Annotated in this window: 29 protein-coding genes, 12 tRNA genes and 1 riboswitch; of the genes, 7 read left to right on the forward strand and 34 right to left on the reverse strand. The window is 54.6% G+C overall.

Annotation, left to right across the window (positions count from 1 at the left end; all coding sequences use genetic code 11):
• Nucleotides 1–7 precede the first annotated feature (7 nt).
• The 6 genes from ABE504_RS14970 to ABE504_RS14995 form a co-directional block, all read right to left on the reverse strand.
• A complete protein-coding gene (locus ABE504_RS14970; protein ID WP_430089847.1) occupies nt 8–880 on the reverse strand; it encodes a carbohydrate ABC transporter permease in 873 nt (290 codons plus the stop codon).
• Between the two features lie 46 nt (nt 881–926).
• A complete protein-coding gene (locus ABE504_RS14975; protein WP_430089850.1) occupies nt 927–1,823 on the reverse strand; it encodes a carbohydrate ABC transporter permease in 897 nt (298 codons plus the stop codon).
• A gap of 202 nt (nt 1,824–2,025) precedes the next feature.
• Entirely contained in the window at nt 2,026–2,325 is a 300-nt protein-coding gene (locus ABE504_RS14980; RefSeq protein ID WP_430089853.1) for a hypothetical protein, read from the reverse strand.
• 916 nt (nt 2,326–3,241) lie between these two features.
• Nucleotides 3,242–3,865, reverse strand: coding sequence for an MBL fold metallo-hydrolase (locus ABE504_RS14985; protein ID WP_430089857.1), 624 nt, complete (start codon nt 3,863–3,865; stop codon nt 3,242–3,244).
• Nucleotides 3,866–3,877: 12 nt separating this feature from the next.
• Entirely contained in the window at nt 3,878–4,444 is a 567-nt protein-coding gene (locus ABE504_RS14990; protein ID WP_126144193.1) for a thioredoxin family protein, read from the reverse strand.
• A gap of 96 nt (nt 4,445–4,540) precedes the next feature.
• Nucleotides 4,541–5,143: a DedA family protein gene (locus tag ABE504_RS14995; protein WP_430089860.1), complete on the reverse strand. Its 603-nt coding sequence runs from the start codon at nt 5,141–5,143 to the stop codon at nt 4,541–4,543.
• 241 nt (nt 5,144–5,384) lie between these two features.
• Between ABE504_RS14995 and ABE504_RS15000 the strand changes: the two genes are divergently transcribed.
• The 3 genes from ABE504_RS15000 (at nt 5,385) to ABE504_RS15010 (ending at nt 6,907) form a co-directional block, all read left to right on the forward strand.
• Complete coding sequence (locus ABE504_RS15000; RefSeq protein ID WP_430089862.1) at nt 5,385–5,831, forward strand: cupredoxin domain-containing protein; 447 nt, start codon at nt 5,385–5,387, stop codon at nt 5,829–5,831.
• Between the two features lie 123 nt (nt 5,832–5,954).
• Nucleotides 5,955–6,152: a hypothetical protein gene (locus ABE504_RS15005; protein ID WP_430089865.1), complete on the forward strand. Its 198-nt coding sequence runs from the start codon at nt 5,955–5,957 to the stop codon at nt 6,150–6,152.
• A 434-nt stretch (nt 6,153–6,586) separates the two neighbouring features.
• The gene (locus ABE504_RS15010) at nt 6,587–6,907 is read left to right on the forward strand and encodes a dehydrogenase (RefSeq protein WP_430089868.1); all 321 of its coding nucleotides are present in this window, start codon (nt 6,587–6,589) and stop codon (nt 6,905–6,907) included.
• 120 nt (nt 6,908–7,027) lie between these two features.
• Here ABE504_RS15010 and ABE504_RS15015 read toward each other — a convergent pair whose 3' ends face one another.
• Complete coding sequence (locus tag ABE504_RS15015) at nt 7,028–8,326, reverse strand: alpha-glucosidase/alpha-galactosidase (RefSeq protein WP_430089871.1); 1,299 nt, start codon at nt 8,324–8,326, stop codon at nt 7,028–7,030.
• 146 nt (nt 8,327–8,472) lie between these two features.
• Between ABE504_RS15015 and ABE504_RS15020 the strand changes: the two genes are divergently transcribed.
• Nucleotides 8,473–9,321 carry an AraC family transcriptional regulator gene (locus ABE504_RS15020; RefSeq protein WP_430089875.1) on the forward strand — a complete coding sequence of 283 codons (849 nt, stop codon included), beginning with the start codon at nt 8,473–8,475 and terminating at the stop codon, nt 9,319–9,321.
• A gap of 75 nt (nt 9,322–9,396) precedes the next feature.
• Here the strand turns inward: ABE504_RS15020 and ybaK are convergent, their stop codons facing one another.
• Together ybaK and ABE504_RS15030 are read right to left on the reverse strand one after the other, a co-directional pair.
• Nucleotides 9,397–9,876, reverse strand: a complete 480-nt coding sequence (gene ybaK / locus ABE504_RS15025; RefSeq protein WP_430089878.1) for a Cys-tRNA(Pro) deacylase — start codon at nt 9,874–9,876, stop codon at nt 9,397–9,399.
• A 95-nt stretch (nt 9,877–9,971) separates the two neighbouring features.
• Nucleotides 9,972–10,265, reverse strand: coding sequence for a Dabb family protein (locus tag ABE504_RS15030; protein ID WP_430089881.1), 294 nt, complete (start codon nt 10,263–10,265; stop codon nt 9,972–9,974).
• Between the two features lie 178 nt (nt 10,266–10,443).
• On the opposite strand from ABE504_RS15030, the gene ABE504_RS15035 reads away from it, so the two are divergent.
• Nucleotides 10,444–12,588 (forward strand): DNA topoisomerase III, encoded by a 2,145-nt coding sequence (locus tag ABE504_RS15035; RefSeq protein ID WP_430089883.1) that lies wholly within the window; start codon nt 10,444–10,446, stop codon nt 12,586–12,588.
• Between the two features lie 130 nt (nt 12,589–12,718).
• On the opposite strand, the gene ABE504_RS15040 is transcribed toward ABE504_RS15035, so the two are convergent.
• From ABE504_RS15040 to ABE504_RS15050, 3 genes are all read right to left on the reverse strand, one after another.
• The gene (locus ABE504_RS15040; protein ID WP_430089884.1) at nt 12,719–13,069 is read right to left on the reverse strand and encodes a hypothetical protein; all 351 of its coding nucleotides are present in this window, start codon (nt 13,067–13,069) and stop codon (nt 12,719–12,721) included.
• A gap of 147 nt (nt 13,070–13,216) precedes the next feature.
• Nucleotides 13,217–13,861 carry an HAD hydrolase-like protein gene (locus ABE504_RS15045; RefSeq protein ID WP_430089887.1) on the reverse strand — a complete coding sequence of 215 codons (645 nt, stop codon included), beginning with the start codon at nt 13,859–13,861 and terminating at the stop codon, nt 13,217–13,219.
• Nucleotides 13,855–14,151 carry a hypothetical protein gene (locus tag ABE504_RS15050; protein ID WP_430089890.1) on the reverse strand — a complete coding sequence of 99 codons (297 nt, stop codon included), beginning with the start codon at nt 14,149–14,151 and terminating at the stop codon, nt 13,855–13,857. The genes ABE504_RS15045 and ABE504_RS15050 overlap by 7 nt, the downstream gene beginning before the upstream one ends.
• Before the next feature lie 262 nt (nt 14,152–14,413).
• Between ABE504_RS15050 and ABE504_RS15055 the strand changes: the two genes are divergently transcribed.
• Entirely contained in the window at nt 14,414–14,980 is a 567-nt protein-coding gene (locus ABE504_RS15055) for a hypothetical protein (RefSeq protein WP_430089893.1), read from the forward strand.
• Between the two features lie 57 nt (nt 14,981–15,037).
• Here ABE504_RS15055 and ABE504_RS15060 read toward each other — a convergent pair whose 3' ends face one another.
• Together ABE504_RS15060 and yyaC are read right to left on the reverse strand one after the other, a co-directional pair.
• Complete coding sequence (locus ABE504_RS15060; RefSeq protein WP_430089896.1) at nt 15,038–16,864, reverse strand: ABC transporter ATP-binding protein; 1,827 nt, start codon at nt 16,862–16,864, stop codon at nt 15,038–15,040.
• Nucleotides 16,865–16,894: 30 nt separating this feature from the next.
• Nucleotides 16,895–17,437 carry a spore protease YyaC gene (gene yyaC / locus ABE504_RS15065; protein ID WP_430089899.1) on the reverse strand — a complete coding sequence of 181 codons (543 nt, stop codon included), beginning with the start codon at nt 17,435–17,437 and terminating at the stop codon, nt 16,895–16,897.
• Between the two features lie 92 nt (nt 17,438–17,529).
• Here yyaC and ABE504_RS15070 point away from each other — a divergent pair, with 92 nt between their 5' ends.
• Nucleotides 17,530–18,717 (forward strand): glycosyltransferase, encoded by a 1,188-nt coding sequence (locus ABE504_RS15070; RefSeq protein WP_430089902.1) that lies wholly within the window; start codon nt 17,530–17,532, stop codon nt 18,715–18,717.
• A gap of 75 nt (nt 18,718–18,792) precedes the next feature.
• Here ABE504_RS15070 and ABE504_RS15075 read toward each other — a convergent pair whose 3' ends face one another.
• The 20 genes from ABE504_RS15075 to ABE504_RS15170 form a co-directional block, all read right to left on the reverse strand.
• A complete protein-coding gene (locus tag ABE504_RS15075) occupies nt 18,793–19,458 on the reverse strand; it encodes a hypothetical protein (protein ID WP_430089904.1) in 666 nt (221 codons plus the stop codon).
• Between the two features lie 173 nt (nt 19,459–19,631).
• A complete protein-coding gene (locus tag ABE504_RS15080) occupies nt 19,632–20,549 on the reverse strand; it encodes an NlpC/P60 family protein (protein ID WP_430089907.1) in 918 nt (305 codons plus the stop codon).
• Nucleotide 20,550: 1 nt separating this feature from the next.
• Nucleotides 20,551–20,704: riboswitch (cyclic di-AMP (ydaO/yuaA leader) on the reverse strand.
• A 61-nt stretch (nt 20,705–20,765) separates the two neighbouring features.
• Nucleotides 20,766–21,272 carry a GNAT family N-acetyltransferase gene (locus tag ABE504_RS15085; protein WP_430089910.1) on the reverse strand — a complete coding sequence of 169 codons (507 nt, stop codon included), beginning with the start codon at nt 21,270–21,272 and terminating at the stop codon, nt 20,766–20,768.
• A gap of 76 nt (nt 21,273–21,348) precedes the next feature.
• A tRNA-Gly gene (locus tag ABE504_RS15090) sits at nt 21,349–21,419 on the reverse strand.
• A 15-nt stretch (nt 21,420–21,434) separates the two neighbouring features.
• A tRNA-Pro gene (locus ABE504_RS15095) sits at nt 21,435–21,511 on the reverse strand.
• A gap of 20 nt (nt 21,512–21,531) precedes the next feature.
• Nucleotides 21,532–21,608, reverse strand: a tRNA-Arg gene (locus tag ABE504_RS15100).
• A gap of 44 nt (nt 21,609–21,652) precedes the next feature.
• A tRNA-Gly gene (locus ABE504_RS15105) sits at nt 21,653–21,727 on the reverse strand.
• A gap of 101 nt (nt 21,728–21,828) precedes the next feature.
• Nucleotides 21,829–22,527 (reverse strand): AIM24 family protein, encoded by a 699-nt coding sequence (locus ABE504_RS15110; protein ID WP_430089913.1) that lies wholly within the window; start codon nt 22,525–22,527, stop codon nt 21,829–21,831.
• A gap of 15 nt (nt 22,528–22,542) precedes the next feature.
• Entirely contained in the window at nt 22,543–23,025 is a 483-nt protein-coding gene (locus ABE504_RS15115; protein WP_430089915.1) for a hypothetical protein, read from the reverse strand.
• Nucleotides 23,026–23,070: 45 nt separating this feature from the next.
• The gene (locus ABE504_RS15120) at nt 23,071–23,724 is read right to left on the reverse strand and encodes a GyrI-like domain-containing protein (RefSeq protein ID WP_430089917.1); all 654 of its coding nucleotides are present in this window, start codon (nt 23,722–23,724) and stop codon (nt 23,071–23,073) included.
• A 133-nt stretch (nt 23,725–23,857) separates the two neighbouring features.
• Nucleotides 23,858–24,367 (reverse strand): ferritin, encoded by a 510-nt coding sequence (locus ABE504_RS15125; protein ID WP_126144168.1) that lies wholly within the window; start codon nt 24,365–24,367, stop codon nt 23,858–23,860.
• Between the two features lie 114 nt (nt 24,368–24,481).
• Nucleotides 24,482–24,733, reverse strand: coding sequence for a DUF1450 domain-containing protein (locus tag ABE504_RS15130; protein WP_430089920.1), 252 nt, complete (start codon nt 24,731–24,733; stop codon nt 24,482–24,484).
• Between the two features lie 149 nt (nt 24,734–24,882).
• A tRNA-Leu gene (locus ABE504_RS15135) sits at nt 24,883–24,967 on the reverse strand.
• Between the two features lie 6 nt (nt 24,968–24,973).
• Nucleotides 24,974–25,049: transfer RNA gene (locus tag ABE504_RS15140), tRNA-Lys, on the reverse strand.
• 17 nt (nt 25,050–25,066) lie between these two features.
• Nucleotides 25,067–25,143: transfer RNA gene (locus ABE504_RS15145), tRNA-Asp, on the reverse strand.
• A gap of 12 nt (nt 25,144–25,155) precedes the next feature.
• Nucleotides 25,156–25,232, reverse strand: a tRNA-Met gene (locus ABE504_RS15150).
• 79 nt (nt 25,233–25,311) lie between these two features.
• Nucleotides 25,312–25,387 (reverse strand) — tRNA-Val (locus ABE504_RS15155).
• 19 nt (nt 25,388–25,406) lie between these two features.
• Nucleotides 25,407–25,478: transfer RNA gene (locus ABE504_RS15160), tRNA-Glu, on the reverse strand.
• Between the two features lie 37 nt (nt 25,479–25,515).
• Nucleotides 25,516–25,607 (reverse strand) — tRNA-Ser (locus ABE504_RS15165).
• 99 nt (nt 25,608–25,706) lie between these two features.
• Nucleotides 25,707–25,779, reverse strand: a tRNA-Asn gene (locus ABE504_RS15170).
• Nucleotides 25,780–25,804: the final 25 nt, after the last annotated feature.

A 25,804-nucleotide genomic window follows, 5' to 3' on the forward strand; every position in this document is an offset into this window, starting at 1 on the left:
CCCTCCGCTATCCCTTCATTCCCGAGAGCTGGATGCCCTCGACCAAATACTTCTCCGCATATAACGCTACAAGCAGCGGTGGCAGCATATACAACGCCGACGCCGCAAAAGCGATCCCCCGCGCCTCCTCGCTAATCGCCGACAGGTAGACCGATAAGGGCTGCTTCACCGCATCATGCAAAAAGACCAGCGGCTGCTCCACCATATTCCAGTTGTCGATGAACACCAGCATCGCGAGCGCCGCCACCCCGGTGCCGCACATCGGCAGCACGATACGAGCGAACACGTACAGATGGCTGGCCCCGTCCATTCTCGCCGCTTCCACATAGCTGCGCGGGATGACCATCATGAACTGCCGCAGCAGAAACACGCCGAACGCGCTGAATATACCTGGCAAAATAATAGAAGCATACGAGTCCAATAGTCCCAGCTTATCCGCCATGATAAAGTTCGGCACCAGCGTGACCTGAAACGGCATGAGCATCGTCACCAGATACACGAAGAAAAGCGGCTCCCGCCCGCGAAAGCGGAGCAGCGCGAAGGCGTAGGCGGCCAGCGAAGCGACGACGACTTGCCCGGCGATAATCGGTACGGTGATTTTCACCGAATTCCAGAACATCAGCAGGAACTGCGGCTTCCCGATCAGCACCGTATAATACTGCGACAGCGTAACCCGATCGGGGATCCACCGCAGCTGGACAAAGCCTTCGCCATCCCCAAGCGCCGCAAAGCTGCTTGCGATCTCGTTCTCCGCCATGAAGGACCCCGCCAATGTCAACGCCGTCGGATACAAAGCCGCTGCGGTCAGCGCCAGCAGGATCAGCAGCGCGATCCCCCGTCCGGTTCGCTCAGCCGTGCGACGGAACCCGGGCCATTTCATTTTTGAACGGATGATGATTCCCCCCTTTCCCCTTCGAAAAGCTCCCTTATTCCAGCGCGCTTCGCAGCTTCCGTTCGATCCGGAACAGCAGCCAGACCAGCATGGTAATCACGGCGGCCATAATGTAGGCGGCTGAGGTTAGCTTTTGATAGTCCAGCGATTGAAACATATTGTTCATATAGTGCTGGAGCATGTACACCTTTTCGGCCGGATAGCTGCCTGCCAGCATGTACGTTTCGCGAAACATTTTAAATGAGTTGATGATCGACATAATGAAAACAAAGAACGTCGTCGGCGTTAAATACACGAGTGTGATGGAGCGCCATTGCCGCACCTTTCCGGCGCCGTCGATCGCTGCAGCCTCGTAATAATCCGCCGGAATCTGCTGCAGCCCCGCCAGAAATAAAATCATGTTGTAGCCGACATTTTTCCATATGTAGACGAGGATGATTACGTAGAGGGCTGCTTTGCTTTCCATCCAATCTTGGGGAGGATGCCCCCACTGATCGAGCCAGCCGCTGAGTGTGCCGTGCAGATCGAACAATGCCGCCCAGACGAGCACGACGGAGGCGACTGGGATCACCAGCGGACTGAGCAGCGCAATCCGGAACCACTCGCGAAAGCGCATGCTGCGATTCAGCAGCATCGCAAGCCCCAGCGCAAGCCCCATGTTGAGCGGGACGCACAAGCCCATGAACTGCAGCGTATTCATCGCCGCCCGCCGAAAAACGGGATTCGCCAGCAGCTGCTCATAATTGGCAATGCCGACAAAGGAGCCGTCGATCGGGGTATCCACCAGCGAATAATAGCCTCCCATGAGAAAGGGAATCAGGAAAAACACTGCAAAGCCCACACTACTAGGCAGCAAAAAAGCCGCCGCCACGATCCCCTCGCGATTGCGCAGTCTTGTCAGCTTTGTCAGCCGCTTCAGCCTTGTCTGCACGTTGGCGTTCCCCCCTCTCTACAGATTTGATTGTCGCATCGCCAAATTAGAAATCGATTAGAAGCACTGATAACCGGCTTCGCCATCCTCACATGGACGGATGCGTTTACTGATGGCATCGAGCCAGATAGGCAGGAAAAAAGGCAACCCCGGTCGACGATCACGTCTCTCGGAATTGCCTTTCACACCTGGCATGCGCGGATTAGTATTTGCAGATGCTGCGTGTGATGATCACGAGGAGAATGAATAGAACGAGGACGCTGGCAGCTGTGTTGTTTTTGGGAACGGGAGTGACAGCAGCATGGTGAGTGTGAACTGGTTTCGGGAATACAACGGATGTTTGTTGGTACGAAGCGTGTAAGTGAATGTCGTTGTGTACGGGAGCTTGCATAGTCGGCATCGTCATCGTTGGAGCAGGCGCCGGGAGCGGAGTAGGCATCGGCATTGGCATCGGCATTGGCATAGGTTGAACAGGGTAATTAGGAACTTTGATATGTTCCATAAGAGCACCTCCTTGAAATTGTCCCTGAAGGGAACGGCAACGCTTGTAACAGGCTGAAACCGGGGCGGTTGAACTGGTGGGTGAATAGCTTACAACATCAGTCTATGGGAGAGCACCTATCACGAACACGGTAAACACCCAGATGTTATGAAAATGGTTGGGTATCATGGGCGAACGAGCCATGGGATTGGCGGAATTTGCGACAGCCCGGTGCAAAATGGCCGTTTGGCAGGAGGGACAGGCGTGGAGCCTGCCTGGGCTGCGGAACGGTGGCGAACCGCTGCCACAGTCGTTTGGGCAGGCTCGGCGCCACCACACACACTCTCGCCACCCCTAAGAGGGGCGCGCCCTAGTTAATCTCACTCAAAATCGCGTTTTCCCCGAGTTAAGAGGGGCTAGCCACCCTTAAATCTCCCCATTTAGGCGGAAATCGGCGATTTTGCTCTCCTAAGAGGGGCATGCCCTAGTTAGCTTCTTTCAAATTCGCGTTTCCCTCACATTAAGAGGGAGTAGCCACCCTTAGCATCACCCTCCCGCATGCGAGATACCTCAACCGCTGCCCAACCAGCCGCCCCGCACCCGTCATGCCCGAGCTAACCGTCCCAATAAGCGTGGTAAACCACTTAATCGGACGATTTCCCCCGACAGCCCTCAAATAAGCGTACCAAACCACGCCTATTTCCCGGCGAAGCCGCATTTTCCACGTGTGCAGCACGAGATAAGCGCGGTTTACCACCTCTATTTGCCAACTACCACACCAGTCACTCGAAATAGAAGCGGTTCTCCACGCTTATTTCGCAATTTCTCGCATTATCTCGCATTGTCTCGCCATTCCTCCCACCGCCTACCGACGCGCCGCCCCCCTCAACGCAAAAAAGCCCCAAGAAATGTCATCCATTTCTCGGGACTCCCGCTTCTATACGTAAGGATTGTTATCGCGTTCAAAACCAATCGTCGTCTTCGCGCCGTGTCCCGGGTACACTACCACGTCGTCGTCCAGCAGGAACAGCTTCTCCTGAATGGAATCGAGCAGCGTGTTGTGATCCCCGCCTGGCAGGTCGGTGCGGCCGACCGACAATTTAAAAAGCACATCGCCGCAGAACAGATGCTTGTCCCATAGGAAGCTCACGCTGCCAGGGGAATGCCCCGGCGTGTGGAACACTTTCAGCTCAATGCCGAGGAACTTCAGCGTCTGCCCTTCGTCCAGCGCATACTCGGCCGGCTCGCACTCAATAAGGGCGCCAAGCTCGGGCCAGCGGGCGGAACCGTTTTTCTTCGGGTTCATCAGCCAGTCGCTCTCGAGATCGTGCACATAGACCGGGCACTTCTTCAGCTTGCGGATCTCCTCCACACCGCCGATATGGTCAAAATGCGCATGCGTCAGCAAAATCGCCTCGATGTCCAGATCCGCGATTTTGCGGATCAGCGATTTTGGCTGCATGCCGGGGTCGATGATAATGCCCTTCTTCGTCTCAGGATCGGACAGCAGGTACGCGTTCGTCCCGATCGGGCCTAGCTCAAAAGATTGAATCGTAATCATCGCAGCCTCACCTTAGAACGATTCGATCAAGGCGCGAAGCTCTTGCACGATGACCGCATGGTAGCCGTTGCCTTCGCCATATTGGCGCATCATTTCGGCTCTTGCTACTTGAATTTTTTCGTTATAGTCCGCTGCATCGCGGTCTGGATTTTCTTTTTTGAACTGGTTCATCACCGCTTGGACATGCTTAGGACGAGGTCCCCATTGACCGAGCACGAAACCGCCCGTATCTGCAAAAATCACAATCGGAATCGATCTGCCGCCATTGGTCAGGAATTGGTCCATGACATCCAAATTTTGCTCCATCACAAGAACTTCTGTCGGTACGCCGCTATTCTCCAGCGCTTTGAACACGACCGGGATGTTGCGAACCACATCGCCGCACCAGTCGGACGCGAGAATCAGACAGCGCAGGTCATCACGGTTATTCAGCGAGTCAAAATACTCCTTGTCATCCTCGCTCGCCCACTCGAAACCGTTATAGTACTCCAGGAATTTCTCTTGATTTTTCTCCATGCTATCGATAAATTGCTGCGGCTTGAGGCCTGTACGAAACTTGCTTGCCAAATTAGTACTCATCGTTTCATCCTCCCAAGTTCGTTGTTCTTCCCCATCATTGTAGCAAAAGCTGACGAATGCGCCAAATCCGATTTGGCCTGCTGTTCCGCCTTCCGCTTACGCCCGCTTCGCTTTTCTTTTCACGTAGAATTGGTACCCGACATAAGCCACCGTAAGAATAATCGCCGCAATGATCAGCGGTTTGATATAAGGCCCCGCATATTCCCCAATCGTCTCCCAGTTGTCCTTCAGCTTCATCCCCAAATACACGTAGAGGAACGAGTAAGGAACCAGCGCCAACGCCGTATACGTGGTGAAGCGAGCCAAAGGCATCTTGGCCATCCCGCCGGGCAATGAAATCGCGTGCCGTACAATCGGAATGAATCTCGCGGTAAAAATCATCCCCGTCCCGTACCGGTTGAACCATTCCTCGGCCACGTCGATATGATGCTTGGAAATGAGCAAATACTTACCGTACTTTTCCAAAAAAGGTCTGCCGCCGTAACGCCCGATCCAATATAAGACGATTTGGGCCAGCGTGCCGCCGACAACCGCACATAGGATGGCGCCCACAAAATTTATTTGCCCTTTCGACACAAGATACCCGGCATATGCCAGCAAGAGCTCATTCGGAATGACCTCCAGCATAAGCCCGAGGAAAATGCCCCAGTACCCCAGCCCTTCCAAATAAACTAACACATTGTGAATCAACTCACCCATGCTTTGAACCCTCTCTTCTTTTCACTTTTCATACCTCCACATATTCTAGCATAGACCAGCGTCCCGTCACTACTTTTGCGCATACTTCCTTCACATTTAAAAGAAGGCATTCATGACACGTTATGCAGCTCCTTCCCGAATCATGCCCTTGTCCAACTCGCGGCCTGCATAAAAGCTGCGCATGCGCTGACAAGCCTATGCATAAGATGTAGTAGAACTTGTACAGGGAGGCGAGGGGCGCATGTCCCGTGTGTGGATTGTGAAACGCAAGCATCTGTTGATGGTAGTTGTCGTACTTGGGTTGTTGGCGAGCGGATGGTTGTATTTAAGCCAAGGAAGTATTTTGCCGACGCAGGCCGACGCACCTTCGGAGCGCACCATTCATATGGTCACGGGGGAATTTAAGTCAACCACTACCGACGGCAAAACCATCGAAGCCTACCGCTGGGACCCCGGCACCATTCTCGTGAAGCAGGGCGAGCATATTCGGCTCAGCATCTACGGCGTTAACGGGGAAAGCCATCCTTTTATTATTGAAGGGCTGAACATTTCCGGCGAGGTGAAAAAAGGCAAGGAAACCGTCGTCGATTTCATCGCCGACAAGGAAGGCATCTATCGCATCATTTGCCTGACGCACGCCGACATCGCTCACGGCGGGCCGATGATCGGCTATATTGTGGTGGATTGAGTTGCTGCGGAGGGGAGATCTGTAGCAAAGGATGGACAAATCAACAGATTTGTTGGTAAAATGTCCCTGTAATATTCATGCGTGAAGCACACGCCGTCTTTTCCTTTGGGAAGAGGCGGCTTTTTGCGCCCGCCCTATCGGATCAAGTTCGGAGCGGATGGCTACGGTCCGCATCTAAAAAATGTCGATCGTTGGCAGTTTGGCGACAACCTGAAAAAAGAGCGGCGCTGCCAGCAGTTTATTCTGCATTTGAGGGAACCAGCTTTTTCTGTAGCTGGTCGCTACCAGCTGCATCGGATAGCCAATGGTTCCATGACTTAAATGGACCGAATCGCGCGCAGCCTCTTAAATAGGACATGTACCACTGCCTATTATCACGGATTACCACGATATTAGCGATTATTTGCAGAATAGCCAATGGAATCATTGACTATTCTGGGTGTACCCGCCGCATTCATAGAATTAGCCAATGAAACCATTGGCTAACCCCCCGCTCTGCCGGCCAGCTATCCCCCTAAGCGCAAACGAGCTAAGCTGATCACACTATTTCGCTTGTCCCAAATTCCCCCAAATAGCATCGGTTTTGACGATCCATACCACGCTTATTACTCCCCCCTAGCTACTCCCCTTCCCTGCCACTTTATCCCGCCCCACCTCAACCATCCCTCCCTTCCCCTTCCCCTTCTCCTGCGAACCCAGTCGCTCTCCGCGCCTCTCCTGCATACACATAACATAGAGAGGAGCGTCGATACCGCATGGTTCACCAAAAGCAAAGCGAAAAGCACAAACAAGTTTACCCCACCGCTCGCGGCATCCGCAGAGCGTGCAGCAAGGAGTTGTACCGTACAGCCAAGCGGCTCAAAGTGTACCTGACGCCGGAGCAAATTGGGCAGGCGGAGAAGCTGTACACGACCAAAGTCATGCTGAGCCTCCCCTTCATCGTCGAGAACGGCAGCAATCGCAAGTTGCTCTCCGACTGGTTCGACGAGAACGTCGGCCCGGAGATTGCGCCGATCTGGCAGGTCGAGCTCGCCGACCTGAACCACGCGTTCCGCGATGCCTTCGGCGGCATGTAAGCGGATCGCCACTGGCGGCAGCGTCGGCACACTGCTCCGCAGCTCTGGCCCCGACGCCAACACAAAAAGAAGGCCGCAGCCCCCACGCACAAGCAGGGCCGCAGCCTTCTTTAATTATTTTTATCGGAATTCAGGAAGCCAGGAGCCGTGTGCCTCGATCAGATCGTCGCACATCGCCACAATATCGTCCATCGACAGCTCCGCCGACGTATGAGGATCGAGCAGCGCCGCATGATAGATGTGCTCGCGCTTGCGCGTCATCGCCGCTTCGATCGTCAGCAGCTGCGTGTTGATGTTCGTGCGGTTGAGCGCCGCCAGCTGCGGCGGCAGATCGCCGACATACGTAGGCGTGACACCGTTACGGTCGACCAGACAAGGCACCTCGACGCAAGCCTCGCGAGGCAGGTTCGTGATCAGGCCCGTGTTCATGACGTTGCCGCCGATTTTAAACGGATTGTTCGTCTCGATCGCTTCAAAAATATACGAAGCATACTCATGCGAGCGCTCGTGCGTCAGGGTGGCATCGTTCACGAGTTCTTCGCGCATGGACTTCCAGCGCTCGATTTGATTGATGCAGCGGCGCGGATACTCGTCAAGCGGAATGTTGAAGCGGTCGACCAGTTCCGGGTAGCTCCGCTTGATGAAATACGGATGGTATTCCGCATTGTGCTCGGAAGACTCCGTCACGTAGTAGCCAAACTTCAGCATAAGCTCGAAGCGCACCATGTCGTCGTGCTTCTCTTTTTGCTTTTCCGCAGCCCGTTTCTTGATTTCCGGATACAGGTCGACGCCGTCCTTCGACACTTCGAGCAGCCACGCCATGTGGTTGATGCCCGCGATTCGCGCCTTGATGCCCTTGTCTTCGATGCCGAGGCTCTCGAACAGACGCGGCACGCACACCTGTACGCTGTGGCACAGACCGACCGTCTGCACGCCACCGTACGTGTTCATCACGTTCGTCAGCACGGCCATCGGGTTCGTGTAGTTCAGGAACAACGCATCCGGACACACCTCGCGAATATCCGCAGCAAAGTCGAGCATGACCGGAATCGTTCTCAAGTTGCGGAAAATGCCGCCAATTCCGATTGTATCGGCGATCGTTTGACGCAGACCGTATTTTTTCGGAATCTCAAAATCCGTAATCGTACATGGATCATAGCCACCTACTTGAATGGCGTTGACAACATATTTCGCACCACGCAGCGCTTCTTTGCGGTCCTTGTACATTTGGATGTCGCAGGTGCTGCCGCTCGTCTTTTTCAGGTTGTTCAGCATGTTGGCCGAGTCCTGCAGACGCACGTGGTCAATATCGAAGAGAGCGATCTCAAATCCTTGCAGCGCGGGCGTTTGCAAGCAATCACCGAGCACGTTTTTCGCAAAAACGGTACTGCCTGCGCCTAGAAACGTAATTTTTGACATATCCTTGTTCTCCTCCAATGTGTAAGCGTTTTTCTTACTTTTACTATACCTGAACCGCGGCTGATCGCATATGGATTGAAGGAGCAAGGATATGGACATTTGTAGTTTATTGCAGTACGCTTATTAGAAAAACATTAGAGGTGGCCATGACCCTGTACCATACATATTTTGATATTAGCCTGAATACCCATCACACCGATTCTGAGTTTTCCATCTTGTTCAGCGGGGAGGGCAAGCCGATTCCCGAGCATAAGCAAGGGCCTGTCGTTCACGATTACTATTTGATCCATACCGTGCTCGCCGGCGAAGGTGTGTTTGAGATGCGTGGGCGCACCTACGCGTGTAAAGCGGGAGATACGTTTATCATTTTCCCAGGAGAGTTATTCACCTATATCGCAGACCGTGACAAGCCGTGGCACTATGCGTGGGTCGGGTTTACCGGTCGTACAGCAGGGGCCTTGCTGGAAAGCATCGGCGCATCCGCCCAGCAGGCCGTTATCTCCGGAGCAGCCCCGCGTTCCATTCGGCACTACTACCGGCACATCCGTCGTTCTTTTCAACACTCCGCTTTTCCACAGCTGGAGGACTTGGAGGCCGAAGGATGGCTGCGCTTGCTTTTACGGGAATTAGGGCGCGCTAATACAAGCCGGATTACCGAACGCGCTGAAGCCGCGACCGATATTGAGCGACAAGTCGCGCAGGCGATTCGCTATCTGGAGCTGCAATATACGCAGGCCGTTTCCATTGAGCAGCTCGCACGCAATCTGGGCTACCACCGGACCTATCTGTGCAAAATGTTCAAGCAATCCACGGGCCTTTCGCCCATGCAGTATTTGTTCAACATTCGGATGGAGCGCGCCAAACAGCTGCTGCAGACGTCCATGACCATCGATCAGGTAGCCTCCTCCGTCGGCTTCAATGATGCGCTTTTTTTCTCCAAACAGTTTCGTAAATGGAGCGGAAAAGCCCCTTCCGCCTACCGGAAGGAGCTCTGATCGGCCGTGCACCCGGCCCTGTATGACGGACATGTTCAAGAGCTTGCCGTGTGCCGCTTACGAGCTCAGCCTGCGCTATGCGTGCATCACGATGTCCACGAGCTTGCCTTCGGAAGCCTTGGCCAACTCTTCGCCGCGCAAAAAAATTTGCAGCCCCCGGCGCCCGCCGCTGATGCTGACAAGCTCCATCCCTGTGACTGATTCATGCAGGAAAAAGGGGTATTTCTTCTTCATCCCTAGCGGGGAGACGCCCCCGCGGATATAACCGGTGAGGGACTGAATGTCCTTGACCGGCACCATCTCTACTTTTTTATTGCCGCTGACGGCAGCCAAACTCTTCAAATTCAACTCATGATCGCCGGGGATGCAGGCGGCTAGAACGCCGGTTTTGTCCCCTTTTAGAATCAGCGTCTTGAACAGTTGACCGGGTGCCAGCCCGACTTTCTCCGCCACCGTACCGACATCCAATTGATCTTCGTCCCATGCATACTCATGCAGTGTGTAGGAAATGCGAAGCCCGTCGAGGATGCGGCAGGCATTGGTTTTGGATGACATGCCAGTCACCTCCCTAATCGTAAAAAGTCATAGGCGCTAGAGGAAAAAGGCAAGCAACCGGTTCCCCGCTTACTCGCCTTTTACTCGAAGCTTATTTAGATTTCAATGTCCACGATCAAGCTATCTTCACGGCCAACTTCCCGAATGAACGCAGCGACCGCTTGGTGCTCAGGGTTCGGGCCATACGCTTCCAACGCGGCACGGTCTTCAAAACGCACGGACAATACCACCTGATACCCCTTGTTCTTTTCCGAGAAATTAATCCCGGCCTGAATACCGACAACGCCCGTCACATGCGCGCGCAGCGCCTTGTAGCGATCGCACACTTCTTGCAGCTGCTCCTGCGTCGTCGAAGCTCCGAATTTCACAAGTACAATATGATCGATCATGCCTGTAACCCTACTTTCCATCTTTCTAAAATAGTGCGAACTGTCTATCATCCTACCAGAAAGCGATGCGGATGAAAAGGTTAGGCGCCGCTCTACTAACACCGCCCCCGCTTTATTGAAAAGCCCGCATCGATCGCTTATGCTTAAGGAAGAAGCAGAAGAGAGGTCAATCATTCCTATGAAAATACTTGTACTCACCGAAAAACCAAGCGTCGCCAAAGAGATCGCCCGCGTTCTCGGCTGCACGCAGAAGCAGAAGCATCACTACGAAGGCCCTAAATACGTCGTCACGTGGGCGCTCGGGCACCTCGTCACCCTTGCCGAGCCGGAGGATTACGACACGAAGTTTAAAACATGGAACCTGGAAGACCTGCCGATCATTCCGGACCGGATGAAGCTCAAGGTCATGAAAGAGACCTCGCATCAATTCCGCGGGATTGAGCAGCTTGCCAAACGCGGGGACCTGGCGGAGCTGGTCATCGCGACCGACGCCGGGCGCGAGGGCGAGCTCGTCGCCCGCTGGATTATGGAGCTGATCCGCTGGAAAAAGCCGTTCAAACGGCTTTGGATCTCGTCGCAGACGGATCAGGCGATCCGCGAGGGCTTCGCGCAGCTGAAGCCCGGCACCGACTACAACCGGCTGTATCAGGCAGCCGTGTGCCGCTCTGAGGCCGATTGGCTTATCGGCCTCAACGTGACGCGCGCGCTGACCAGCAAGTTCGGCGCGTCGCTCTCCGCAGGGCGTGTGCAGACGCCCACGCTCGCGATGATGACGGACCGGGAGGCGGAAATCCGCCAGTTCCGGTCCGTGGAGTATTGGCTCATCGAAGCCGATCTGGGATCGTACCGCGCACAGTGGCGGGACCCCAAAACCGGCGATTCGCGCCTATTCGACCGCGAGCGGGCCGATGCCCTGCAAGCCAAGCTGCAAGATCAGCCAGGCCGCGTCACCCAGGTCACGCGAACAGAGAAAACGATCCCGCATCCGCTGGCGTACGATCTCACCGAGCTGCAGCGGGATGCCAACAAGAAGTTTGGCTTCTCGGCGAAGCAAACATCCAACGTCCTGCAGCGCCTCTACGAGCAGTATAAGCTCGTGACGTACCCGCGGACGGACTCCCGCTACTTGACGTCGGACATGGTCCCGACGCTGCTCGGCCGCCTCAAAGGGGCGGCAATCGGTCCGTACGCGGCGCTGGCGGCGCCGTTCATTCGCCAGCCGCTCGCGATCACGAAGCGCATCGTCGATGACAGCAAGGTGAGCGATCACCATGCCATCATCCCGACGGGCGAAGCGATCTCGCTCGCGACGCTCAGCGCCGACGAGCGCCGGCTGTATGATCTGATCGTACGCCGCTTCATCGCGTTGTTCCGCAGCCCTTGCAAATACGATGAGACGAAGCTCACCGTGGAGATTGCCGGCGAGAAGCTGTATGCTTCCGGCACGACCATGAAGGATGCCGGCTGGAAAGACGTCTACGGCACCAGCGATCTTAGCGACCCTGACCAAGAGGACAGCAGTGCCGAGGATGACATCGCGCAGCAGCTGCCCAAGGTGAGCCAAGGCGACGCCGTAACGGCGCGCAGCGTTCGCCAGCTTACTCGCCAGACGAAGCCGCCAAGCCGCTACACCGAAGCCTCCCTCCTGTCCCAAATGGAAAAATGGGGACTCGGCACCCCGGCGACGCGGGCGGACATCATCGAGAAGCTCGTCGCTTCCGATACGATCGAGCGCCAAGGCTCCCTGCTGCGCCCGACCGGCAAAGGCGCGCAGCTCATCGAGCTCGCCTCCGAAGAATTGCGCTCGCCGGAGCTGACGGCCCGCTGGGAGCAGGAGCTCGAGCGCATCGCCAAAGGCAAAGGCAGCATGGAGCAGTTTCTGAGCGGCATTCGCGCCAAGGCCGGTGAGCTCGTCTCCGAGGTCAAGCGCAGCAACGCCGCGTATAAGCCGCACAACCTGACCGGCAGCAAGTGCCCGGAATGCGGCGAGTTCCTGCAGGAAGTCAAAGGCAAGCGCGGGCGCTACCTCCACTGCTCCAGCCGCGAGTGCTCCTATAAGCGGGAAGTGGACGGCCAACTCACGAACCACCGCTGCCCGCAGTGTCATAAAAAGATGGAAATTCACACCGGCAAAGCCGGGAAATACTTTCAGTGCCGCCCGTGCAACGTTGTCGAGAAAATCGACAAGGATGCCCCTAGCGGCGGCCGCCGTGGCGCTGCCAAAGCGAACCGCCAGTTGATCGAGCAATTCTCCGATCAGACGCAGCTTGGCTCCTCGCTGGCCGACAAGCTGATGGCCGCGCTGCAAAAGAAAGAGGAGTAGGCTTATTTGCCCGCTCCTCATCATACTGCCCCCGTTGCCAATGACGGGGGCTATTTCTAGTACACACCTGAGGCTGATACTCCGCGCATGCAAAAAAACTCCGCCCCCATCCGGGAGCAGAGCCTCCAACTCACTGAGCAACCGCCGCGTCCTGCTTCGTCACTCTTCCTTTGACTGCCATTTCCAACTGTTCCACGCTCGTAATGCCCAAATTTATTAACGCTTCCCCTGTCTCCATATACACGCTGGACAAAATGTGCATGCTGGACTGAGGAACGAGTGATTTGCGGAATTCGTGAAACACAACGGGGCTGTACGCCTTGAGCACGGTCATGAGCTCTACGGTCGGTGGAATAAAGCCGCGAATCTCCGACGATTTCCAGAAGAAATCCCGTACGTACATAATATCGGACCCTGTTCGATTCAGTTTTCGAATCATCGCAAAAAACTCGTCCACCAGCACTTGCCGATCCGTCTTCATGAACCATCCTCCTTACAAGTCCTGATTAATCTGATACTTTTAGCATACCACAATTAGTTCTTTCGATCTACACAAAGCACGCGTTTCCTTCAAATAAAAAACGCAAAAAGCCGCCTCAGATCCCGTCTTCAGCAGCTTTATTCACATTTACTTATAGGACAACATGCTCATGAGCGTTCGCTGCAGCTCCTGCGGAGAATGCACCAGATAGTCCGGCCTTCCGCTTAGCAGCAGACGCGGCGAATCGTAGCCCCAGGTAACGGCGATGATCGGGACGCCCAGCTTTTTGCACGCTTCGATGTCGCGCAGCTCGTCACCGATGTAGACCATGCGGGAAGGCGCCGTCCCCCATTCTTTCATGACTTTGCGGATGGCGTGGTGCTTGCCAAAAATCGGTTTGGCCGAGATGACATCTTTGAAAGCGCCGTCCAGCCTATGGTTTTTCAGAAACAATCGAATATTGGCCCCCGTATTGGAGGATAAAATGGAGCTGCGCACCCCTTGCGCGGAAAGGCGTGACACGACTTCCTTCATGCCCGGCACGAGCTGAAGCGCTCGGATGTGATCCTGATACAGCTGTCTCCCGGCGATCAGCAGCTTCGGAATTTGCAGCACCGGCACGCCGAGCCGTTCAACGCGCTCCGAGATGGTCAACGACCGAAGCGCGGCAAGATCCTGCTGGCGAATCGGGCGAAAATGATGCTGCACCGCCATCTCATTATAAAGCTTTACCAAAAGCGCTCTGGAGTCAACAAGCGTGCCGTCAAAATCGAATAGGATATGTTTTACCATCCTGCGCTATATAAGAACAGAGCCGGCCCTTCAGGCGGCACTTGGCGAACTTGATTTTGCTTGAATTCCTCCGCCGGATCAAGCGCAATATGTGGGTTACTGACCGTGCGCAGGTCCTCCCACACGCACGAAATGCCGCGACTGAAGCCCATCGCGTCGCCTGCGAACATTTTGCAACCCTGACAAAACGCCTCTCGCTGCTCTGCATCCAGCTTCACAATTTTATTCCGCAGGCAGCAGTAGATCTCATTCATCGTGTTGCAGACATTGACATGTGTCACTAGAGCCATCTCACGATCAACTCCTTAGGGAACAATTTGTGTGTAATAGTAAGTTTATCGCCCTACTATTAAGTGTATGCCAGATTTTTGTAAGAGGACGAACAAATTTGAATCTACCTTCTTGTATATGCCTTTATTCGCGGAATGGACACTTGCCTTTCCCAAAATGGGTAGGTAACCAACGTGTGCCAAAAACAGGCAATCGTCAGGTGACAAATGCAGTTAATTTGTTACAATAAGGAAATAACTTAGACCATCTGGAGGCGTCCCCATGCAAGATGCAGCACACTATGTCATTCCTTTTCTCTTCATCGCGTTCTTTATCTACAGAAGAATCAAACGAACCGTCGGCTTTCAGCCGCTGCGCAGGCGCCGACTCATCGTACGAACGAGCCTTTTCAGCGTGATTGGGGTGGTGATTCTAGCGCTCGGCTTCGTACATCCCATCCACTTTATCGGATACGGACTTGGCCTTGCCGGTGGAACGCTGCTCGGTCTCACCGCCATACGGCATACGCGCTTTGAGCAACGTACAGACGGCTGGTATTACCGCACGCATCTCTGGATCGACATTACCGTGCTCGTTCTCTTCCTCGGTCGTCTCGCTTACCGCTATGCCGCGATCGCCGTTTCATCCACGCCGTCCAACATGAACCCTGCGGACTTTAGCCAGTTTTCCAAAGACCCTGTCACGGCAGGCGCGTTTTTTATCATTGTGTCCTACTATGTCATCTACTTTGGCTATTTGCTCCGAGAAGAGAAGAATCTCGAGCCCTCGGCTCCTCTTCAGCCCCAAGTTCCGGTTCAGTCATCCGGGAATGTGAATATTGCAGACTAAATGAAGAAAGAAGACATTGCTCCCACGGAGGACAATGTCTTCTTTCTATATGCCTACTTATTGCTCCACGACGGCCTTCTTGAATTGCGTGCTGTACAGCCGCGCGTACAGCCCTTCCTGCGCGAGCAGCTCGCTGTGCGTGCCCCGCTCCGCGACGCTGCCAGCCTCGATCACCAGAATGTGATCGGCGGCCAGCACCGTCGAGAGCCGGTGCGCGATCACCAGCGTCGTGCGCCCCCGCATCAGCTCCTCGAGCGCCGACTGCACATAGGACTCGGATTCCGAGTCCAGGTGCGACGTCGCCTCATCGAGGATGAGGATGCGGGGCCGCTTCAGGATCGCGCGAGCAATCGCGATCCGCTGGCGCTCGCCGCCGGAGAGGCGGTGCCCGCGCTCGCCGACCATCGTGTCGTACCCTTCGGGGAGCGACACGATATAATCGTGGATGTAGGCCTGGCGGCAGGCCTCCTCCATCTCCTCACGCGTCGCGTCCTCACGCGCAAAGCGCAGGTTGTCCGCAATCGTCGCGTGGAACAGAAACGACTCCTGCGTGACGTACGCGATCTGCGCGCGGAGCGACGCCAGCTTCACGTCACGGACGTCCACCCCGTCGACCTCGACGATGCCGCTCGTCGGGTCGTACAGCCGCGCGATCATGCCGATCAGCGTCGATTTACCCGCGCCGCTCGGTCCGACGAGCGCGATCATTTCCCCGGGCTGCGCCTCGAATGTGATGTCGCGCAGCGCGTACTGCCCCGGCTTATAAGCAAACGACACCTGCTTATAAGCCACCCGCCCCGCGACCGGCCCCAGCGGCCGCGCGTCTTCCCGGTCCATGACATCGGGCACCATGTCCTGGTACTCGAAAATGCGCTGGAACACCCCCAGCGCCGTCGCCACCTCCACCTGCAGGTTCAGCAGCGTGCCGACCGGCATGTACAGGCGCCCCAGATACGCGGCAAACGCCACGATCGCGCCGAGCGACATGCTGCCGTGGATGACGGAGTACCCGCCGTACAAATAAATGATCGCGGTGCCCAGCGGCCCCAGCGTGCTCGTCGCCATGCCGAACCAGCGGCCCACCAGATTGAGCCGCAGCTCGAGATCCATGACCTTCTGATTCATGGTCGTGAATTCCCGCTCCTGCTGCGCCTCTCTGCCAAAAATCCGCGTCAGCAGCGCCCCCGAAATGCCGAAGCTCTCGCTAAGCTGCGACGTAATGTCCGAACGCACCTTCTGCGTCTCCAGCCGGAGCGCTTTTCGCATCTTGGACACCTTTTTCACCGGCATCATAAAAAGCGGCAAAATCAGCAGCGCAATAATCGCCAGCTTCCAATCCAGCGCAAATAAAATGCCTATCGTCGTCAGCACGATGACGATCTGCGTAATCGAAGAGACGACCAGCGACGTCACGACGCTCTGCACGGACTGTACGTCGCCGGTAATGCGTTGCACAATTTCACCAGATCGCGCATCGGTGAAGAACGCCATCGACTGCCGCTGCAAGTTATGAAACAGCGACTGCCCCAAATCGCGAATAACCCCCTGCGTCACCTTCGTATTGAGGTGGTTTTGCCACACCCCGAGCACACCGCTCAGCAGCGGAAGCACAATCATGAGCACCGCCATCACCGTCAGCAGCCTCATATTGCCCTGCGGAATCGCCTTATCGATGATCTCCTTCATCACAAGCGGTGGAATTAGTCCGATCACTGCCGCAAGCAGCGCCAAACCGATAATGACTGCAAGCTGCCCCCAGTACCTTCGAAAGAGCAGCAAAATCCGTTTCATCGACACATCCTTGAGCTTCGCCTTCGGGCGATTGCGGTCGGAAAGCCTTCCCCCCATGCCTCCCGGACCACCGCCCATCCCACCTGGTCCCATTCTTATCGCTCCTTACTTCGTCGAAATCTCCTATTCCTCATGCCGCGGAAACGCATACACAATCGCCCGCACGACGTCGCCGGCCATCTGCATCACATGGTACAGCGAAGTCGTCTGCAGCACGCTGTACTGCCTAGGTCCGTCGGCATTTACAATCGCCGCAATCGTATAATCGCCGACCTGCGGCAGCACCTTACCGACGGATTTGCCCGGCGCAATCGGCTGATTCGACAGCTGATACATGCCGACGCTCAGCTTTTGCCCTAGACAAGCATCAACGGCAATGACCGTCGCCCCTGCTGGGATCTCCGCAAGCCGCTGCGGCAAATTGCTGGCATCGCACGGCGCCGCCAGCGTCCCTACAACCGACTTATAGCCCAGCCCCGCAAGCTGGCTGCCGACCAAAGGTCCGAGCGCATCGCCGGTCGAGCGATCCGTCCCTATACACACAAACGCTACCCGATCGGCGTCAAGCCTCTCATCCGTCGCGATCGCTTTCAATTGCTCCGCAAGCTCATCCGCTTTGCATTTTTTCCAAAACTGCGCTTGCCCGTGAATCTTGTCGTCCTCCATTTCAGCCTCCCTTTCGTGCAGAGACATTTCCTCCAGCTTCTTCTGGATGGTATAATGCGGTCATCTTCTATTCTTTCACAGGGAGGCCCCCGATGTCCATTCTTAGCCTTATCGCGCTGGTCGGACTCCTCTACTGGCTGTATGTCACCCGCGAGGTATTCCAGAGCAAGCATCTGTTCGGCACACTTCCGAAAGCGGAGTGCCTGCCGGACAAGCCGCCGCTCGTCTCTGTCATTATCGCCGCCAAGGAAGAGGAGGGGAGCATCCAGGATACCGTCCGGCACCTGCTCTCCCAAAACTACCCTCGCCTGGAAATCATCGCAGTCAACGACCGATCGATGGACCGTACCGGCATCAAGCTCGACGAGCTGCGCAAATGGTCCGAAGGCACTAGCGGCATTGCGACACCGCTGCGCATCATTCATATTACCCAGCTTCCGCAAGGGTGGCTTGGGAAAAATCACGCCCTCTACCAAGGCTATCTGCAAGCAAGAGGACAATATTTGCTATTTACCGATGCGGATATTACGTTTGCCCCGGACACCATTGCCGACAGCATCGCTTATATGCAAAAAGAGGACGTCCAGCACCTCACGCTGACGCCTACGATGACCGCACGCGGACCGCTGCTCCGCGGCTTCGTGCACTTCTTCCTGTTCGCGTTCGCGCTCTTCGTTCGCCCGTGGCGGGCGAACCTCGAAAGCGCTCGGGAACCGGGCATCGGGATCGGCGCGTTTAACCTGGTGAAGCGCACCGCTTATGAAGCCGTCGGCACGCACCGCGCGATTGCGCTGCGCCCCGACGACGACCTCCAGCTCGGCATTGCGCTAAAGCGCGCCGGCTTCCGTCAAAGGCTGCTCTCCGGCAAGCATCTCCTGCGCGTCGAATGGTACCCCAGCCTGCGTGAAGCGATCCGCGGCCTCGAGAAAAACCTTTTTTCCGGCTTCCGCTACAGCTACCTGATCGCGCTCGTCGCCTGCTTGGGCCAACTGGTCGGCTTCCTCCTCCCTTGGCTCGGCATGCTGCTGCTCTGGGATTGGCGCGGCGCCGTCTTCGCCGTGAACGTCATCCTGCAAATCTGGCTGTACCGCAGACTGATGCAGCAGCTCATGAGCAGGCGCGGCGACGAAGCGTACCTGCTGCCCGTCAGCGCGGCGCTCATGCTGTACACCATGGTCCGCTCGGTTTGGCTGACCTGGCGGCAGGGCGGCATCTACTGGCGAGGCACGTTCTACGCACTGCGCGATCTCAAGGAAGCACATGCCAAACGCACCAAATAAGCGTTACTCCTGCGAGCAAAGCTTATCGATCCGCACGCCCTCAGACGCGCTTCGCGTTCGAGGGCTTTTATTTTTTTAATGCACGCGATTCATGCGCACAACCCGGTAATACAGCTGTTCCAGCATCTCCTGCTCCACTTCGAGGTAGCCCTCGACATGGACATAGTCCCCGAGTATGAACGACGTCGCATCGACGGAATCCGCGTGGGTGAGGAAGAGCAGCGCTCCCCTGTCATTGCCGATGACGAAAGCCGTCTGTTCCTTGACCTGAAACTTCTCCAACACTTTGCCGTGATGAGACCTTGCGATATGATGAAACCGCCAAGCCTCGCCTTCCTTCACGATAAAATACAACACGCGGTTCCGCTGATGATTGCTGAATTCCCGGGTCACCCCGATCATGCAGACACTCTCGCCGATCCTTATATATTCATCGACCACATGGGATTTCAGACGCAGACGGTGTACATTTTTTTGCTGAATGTAGGCCTCCATCTCATCGACCGAGCGGTGATCCCTCGGGTCTTGCCTCGTCGCATAGAACACTTCTTTAATGAAGGTATCTGTCTGTAAGTGACGCGCCCCTTTAAAATGATTATACGTTTGAAAAAATTGCTGAATCACCCCGCGCACCTCTTCCGGAATGTCGGGAACCACATCAACGCTGTACAGGTTAACAGCCCGATTCGACGTCCGCGTGCGATTGCGATAAAACCAGCTTTTCCAGACACCTGCCTGCATGCTTCCTGCGTCACCTACTTTCTTGCAACCATTTCTCCATTATAGGCGAAAATTTGTAAAATTTCGATAAAAATCGCGCATTTTTCAACAAAAAGAACACTTGCCGCTCCGCTCTTCTATGACAAGAAGAACATGCAAACAAGTGTTCCTGATTTCCCAGCCGGTTTCTCCGTCTAAAAGACTCTCTTCGCGCCCACGTAGCGGGAGCTCCAATAGTTGCTGGAGAGACTGTCAACCGTCACGCCGCTGGATGTGGTGGATGAGATAAATTGATGATTCCCTAAGTAAATCCCTACATGATTGACCTGCTTGGCCGCGAAAAACACAAGATCGCCCGCCTGCAAATCCGTCACACGCGTTCCGGCATTGTCGTACATGCCGACCGATGTTCTCGGCAGATCGATGCCTTTCGCCAGAAACAGGTAGCGAACGAATCCGGAACAATCAAAACCGCTTGGCGTCGTGCCGCCCCATCTGTATGGGGTGCCTTGATATGCGCTGGCTGCTTGAATGATCTGCTCGGACAGCGATGGTGCCGCTGCCGCTTTCATTTGGGCGACCGCCGGTTTCGGCGGTGGCGGAGGCGCAATGTACGCCGGCTTGTGCGGCTTGCCGTCCGCATCGACAATCGCAAGGTCGTTGGCTTCGCTCCATTCGATCGGCGAACCGAACGTCTCCGTGATGAAGCGCAGCGGCACGTATGTATTGCCTTGGTACAGCTTCGGCGAGCTTTCCAGCGAAATCCACTTGCTGTTCACAATCGCTTTCTCCTGGTCGGTCGTGAGCTGTATGGCCTGATCGTTATTGACCAGCGTGACCATGACACCGTTCTCCTTGCGTTCCCAGCCGATTTGGTAGCCGAGCTTCTCGGACAGTACGCGCAGCGGTACTTGGAGGATACCTTCCTCGTCAATAAAAGGTTGTACCTCCGGGAACTTCAGCAGTTCATCGTTAACTTGCACCTTCACCGGCGTTCCGGCTGGTGTAGGCGCATCCGCCTGTGCGGCTTGCGCTTGCGGCCCGGCAATCAAAACAAACGCCGCCCCTGCCGCCGCGCATGAACCTATAAAGCTTTTGGCAAAAACCTTCAAACCATTTCCTCCTTGACGCCTCCGAGGTTAGTTGACGGGTTCGGGAAGAGGTTTTCCCTAGTAAGACCGGCAAGCCGATCTTGTGCATTCACCCCAAGTAAAGAAGTCCCCCGTACCGGAGCTTTTGCTGCTCCAGGATTCGGCATTTTTAGTCTATGTTAGACTAGCATAGGTCAAAACAGTCTGGCAACTTTTGCGAACTGGTAAATATTTCTGTTACTTTTTGTAAACTTCTGCATACAGGATGCGCTTGTAAGGAAGGAACTCCGCTTCCGTCAGAGGATCGGGATAACTCATAATGTTGAGCACGATCTCTGGCTGGCCTGTTCTAAGCGGGGGCTGCTTGTACGGAAAGTTATTCAGATGAAAGCCGCAGCGCTCATAAAAATGAATCCTCCGCTCGGCTATGGCCTCATCTGGAGGCTCCACCTCCAGCACGATCGGCGAGGCTCCGCTGTGCATATAATCCGTCAGCATCCGCTTGCCGATGCCACCACCCCGGATCGCGGCTCCCACGGCAATGTGCTCCACGAAGCGGAACGTGCCAAAATCCCAGCTTGCCAAGAAACCTGCGGCTCGCCCGGTCTCGTCCCTCTCTATATGCAGACGATAATTCGGGTGTCCCAGCAGTGCTCGCTGACCTTCATACGCCCGAATCTCCGTCACCGGAAAAGCGGCCTCCATCAGCTCGAATACCTCTTCAAACGGTAGTTGTTTCTTCATTCGCTCATCATCTCCTATCTAGTTAGGATGTCCATTGAAAGCAGAAAAAGAACCACCCTAAGGTGGTTCTTTCATAAGCGGGCGATGGGAATCGAACCCACGCGATCAGCTTGGAAGGCTGAAGTTCTACCATTAAACTACGCCCGCGTAATATGAAATTGATGGTCGGGACGACACGATTTGAACATGCGACCCCCTGCTCCCAAAGCAGGTGCTCTACCAAGCTGAGCTACGTCCCGAAGTATCAATTTAGAAAAAATGGCGCGCCCTGAGAGATTCGAACTCCCGACCTTTTGATTCGTAGTCAAATACTCTATCCAGCTGAGCTAAGGGCGCTTAGATGTTACGAAGTAAACATTGCTTCGTAAGCATAAACTTTATGGAGCGGAAGACGGGGATCGAACCCGCGACCCTCGCCTTGGCAAGGCGATGCTCTACCGCTGAGCCACTTCCGCGCGGTAATGTTTCTTTCGTCGCTCCAACCGTTTGTCCGAGGCGACAAGGAATAATATATCAGGAATCGCAGACAAATGCAACTGGTTTTTATTACTTTTTTTCACTTTATAAAAATCCCGCCAAAAGGCAGCACTTCCCGCGCAATTCGCCGCAGCAAACCGTCCGTCTGCATATGCTCGTCGAGCTTGCGATCCGGCTTGCAAGGCTGCACAAGCACCTGCCCTTGCCCGGTCAGCTCCCATTGGTAATTCATATGCTGACTCGCCAGCGTATTGCCGTATACGCACAGCCGCAAGTTCGCCTGTTTCGGGTAGGCAATGAGGCATTGCGCATCCACATATAGAGGCTTTTCCGGGCTCAACGCCATGGGATAAACAGGTCCCGCCGTCAGGATGCCGATCGTGCCGCTCCCGCTGAACTGCATTTTAATCAAATCCTGCGTGATGATCGTATTCTTCATGCTCTGCAAGTGAGAAGTGAATGTAACCCCTTCCGTATAAAACAGCACATGCTTAAACTCGTACAGCAAATCGTCGCCTTCCGCAATCGGAATGACGGTCATGTTGTAGCCTTCCGGCAGCCCGACAAGCACCTCAGCCGGCCCGGTAATCCGCGATTGAATGAGCCTTTTTTTCCGGTACATGTTCGGCAGCTTCATCAGCCCATCTTCGCGCTGGTTCGGTTTTCCTTGAAACGCGACGATCTGGTTGGGGTGCAGAATATGGACGGTTTCGGCCGACTCCACATGTAAGGTGGCTACTTTCGCTTGTGCGCTGTTTTCGTGAAATTGAACATCCATGCCACTTCCCCTCCCCTACTTCCGTATAGCCCGCCTCCGGTTCCGCCACAGGACAAACCGAATGACCCGGCCGATGACAAAATATCCAATCACGAGTCCAACTACCGTCAGGATCATCGTTGTAATTTTGCGGTTGCGCTTCTCTTTGTTTTGCGCCAACTCCTCCATTGCTTTGAGCCGCGCTTGCAGCTGCTCATTCTCCTGCTTCAGCGCATCGTTCTGGCTCAGCAGCCTCTCCTCTGTCTCTTTGGACTGCCTCATCGCTTCGGAGAGCTTCTCCTGCTGTTCGTCAATCTTGCCTTTCTGTTCTTCAAGCTGCTGCTTGGCGGCATCATAATCTTTTTGAATCTGTTCCACATTGCTCGGAAGCTGATAAATATCCTTAATCCGATCGAAAAAAGACGCCTGAGCCGAAGAGGCCGGACCGAAAAGCCCCACAGTGGCAGCCAGCGCACATACAGCCAGTCCCAAGTTCCAACGACGATAAGCGCTCCTCATCCGCCTCTCCTCCCCTCGCTGCCGATTTCGACATTTTCTTTTATTTTACTGCAAAAGTCCCCCATTCTCCACTTCTGCTTTTTCCCTTCTCGCCACCGGATACCTCAAAATCGTCTTCATCTTCGCAGGCTCCACTCGCCGCGGGTCGGACAAATAAATCTCATGATGCAGACCTGCATACGCCCAGCCCTCCGCATTGATAAAATCCTCCATCTGCCTCAACGTCTCCGGCTCAGTCGCGTAAGGTCCCACATGCAGCATTTGCACGCACTGCCCTTCATGAAGCTTCTCGAACCGAACATCGCCAAGCTCGACCAGCTCTTTCTTCTTCTTCATCGCCTTCTGCCGAGCTTCGTCTACCTGCTCAAGCGCCACGTATGTCGGCATCCGAATCAACAGCTTCCACCGCCACTCGGCGCGTGGAACCTTCAGAGCCTGCCTAAGGTCCCCATCGACCCACCAGAGCCCTTCCAGCTTTGGAACCGTAAAATCCCGCTCATCCTGCTTACACAACCCCTTCACGCCGTAAGAAACCGTATAGAGCGCTTCTGTCGCCCGTGCGAATGTCTCCCCGTCCGGATCTCCTTGTCCCGTGATCGTGACATAATGAGCCGTTTCAAATTCAATGAGCTGCGGCTTTGCCTGCGCCGTGTAGTATGATTTGTACAACTTGCCGAGGTCGAGCTTCTCCATAGCCATCACCAATCCCTTTCTTTTATTTAAGTATATAAAATAAACCCTGACAACTGTCCGTCAGCAACTCCCCTGACGAATGAAAAAAGCCCACCGTCCCGCGAGACGGTAAGCCTTTTTACCTGAATAAGCTATGTAATTATTCCGCTGCCGGCGGTGTAAATGTCCGCTGTGCAAACTCAGCATCCAGCATGAAAAACGCGTTGCTGTCTTTGTCAATTCGTTTCAGCTTATTGATAATGCTGTCGAACATCGCTTCTTCTTCGACCTGCTCGTCGATGAACCATTTCAGGAACTGCATCGTCGCATGCTCGCGATCGTTCAGCGCCAGGTCGGACAGATGATAGATCCGGCGAGTCACTTCTTGCTCATGCAGATACGCATGCTCAAACGCATCCAAAATCGACTCATACTGATTAACCGGCGTCGGCATGCCTTCGAATTCGACTTTTTTGCCACGGTCATTGATAAATTTAAAAATCTTCATCGCATGAAACTTCTCTTCCTCCGCTTGCACCATAAAGAAGTTCGAGAAGCCGTCCAAGCTTTCCCCTGCGCAGTAACCGGCAATTGCCAGATAGACATGTGCAGAGTAAAATTCATAGTTCATTTGTTCATTCAGCGCTTCAACGAGTTTGTCATTTAGCATTTGTTGCACACACCTTTCTGTATGGCTATTGCTTATTCAAGCCCCATACATACAAGATTACCAGAACTGTGCATACAAATACAAACGGAAGTAACAATTTTAAAAGGTTCACATTCACGCCATCGCACTCTCCGCCCGTGACTCTGCAATGATTTGTTTCAACTGCGCATACAGCACGTCCGGCGACTCCGCGCAAATTAAGCGCTTCTTGCCCACCATCGCGATGCATTCCTTGCGGCAGTGCCTGCAGTTACCGAGGCAGTCCTTTTTCTTTTGCTTCAGCTTCGGAAACTCGTGCTTAATGGATTTATAGATTTGCTTCGATCCGAATTTTTCGTTTCTGCAGCAGTATTTGATCGTCTTCACATGCGGTCGCCTCCCGCTTATAGCTAGTCACAACTTCTCTCTTCTTGATATTAGTGATAATAATAATCACTGTCAACTAATAATTCGGCGAGCTTGTACGAAAAAAGCTCCCTTTCATCCATTTTTGGATAAAAGAGAGCTTTTCGTTATGCGGTCAAGAGGACTCGAACCTCCACGGGGGGTTAGCCCACACGGACCTGAACCGTGCGCGTCTGCCAATTCCGCCATGACCGCGTAAAGTGGTGAGTCATGTAGGATTCGAACCTACGACACCCTGATTAAAAGTCAGGTGCTCTACCAACTGAGCTAATGACTCATATTGTGTTTAAAAAATGGCGGAGCCGACGGGATTCGAACCCGCGGTCTCCTGCGTGACAGGCAGGCATGTTAGGCCTCTACACCACGGCTCCGCGTTCGTTAATTGGTTGCGGGGGCAGGATTTGAACCTGCGGCCTTCGGGTTATGAGCCCGACGAGCTACCGAGCTGCTCCACCCCGCGTCATTAAGAGAGAATCAATTGGACCCCGAAAAAGTAATCGGTATTACTACGAAGCATTTCGTCACTTTTTTGGGTATTATGGTGGAGGCTGACGGGATCGAACCGCCGACCCTCTGCTTGTAAGGCAGATGCTCTCCCAGCTGAGCTAAGCCTCCATGGGATATTTAGAAGAAGTGACCCGTAGGGGACTCGAACCCCTGTTACCTCCGTGAAAGGGAGGTGTCTTAACCACTTGACCAACGGGCCTCATAAATCAGCCATTCTAAAGCTGTAGGAAAAATTATGGCGGAGAGAGAGGGATTCGAACCCTCGAGACGCTTGTGACGCCTACACGATTTCCAATCGTGCTCCTTCGGCCAGCTCGGACACCTCTCCATGCTGAAAGCCTAGAATGAACTGTTATTATAAGATTGGGATCCCCAAAAAGTTAAACATTTACTCCAAAGAGCTTGTCTTTTCTTTTTGGGGATTGGACTCCCCGAACAGGACTCGAACCTGTGACAACTCGATTAACAGTCGAGTGCTCTACCAACTGAGCTATCAGGGAACAGTGCTTGGCAACGTTCTACTCT

Source organism: Paenibacillus oryzisoli (assembly GCF_050467285.1).
Taxonomy (GTDB): domain Bacteria; phylum Bacillota; class Bacilli; order Paenibacillales; family NBRC-103111; genus Paenibacillus_E; species Paenibacillus_E oryzisoli_A.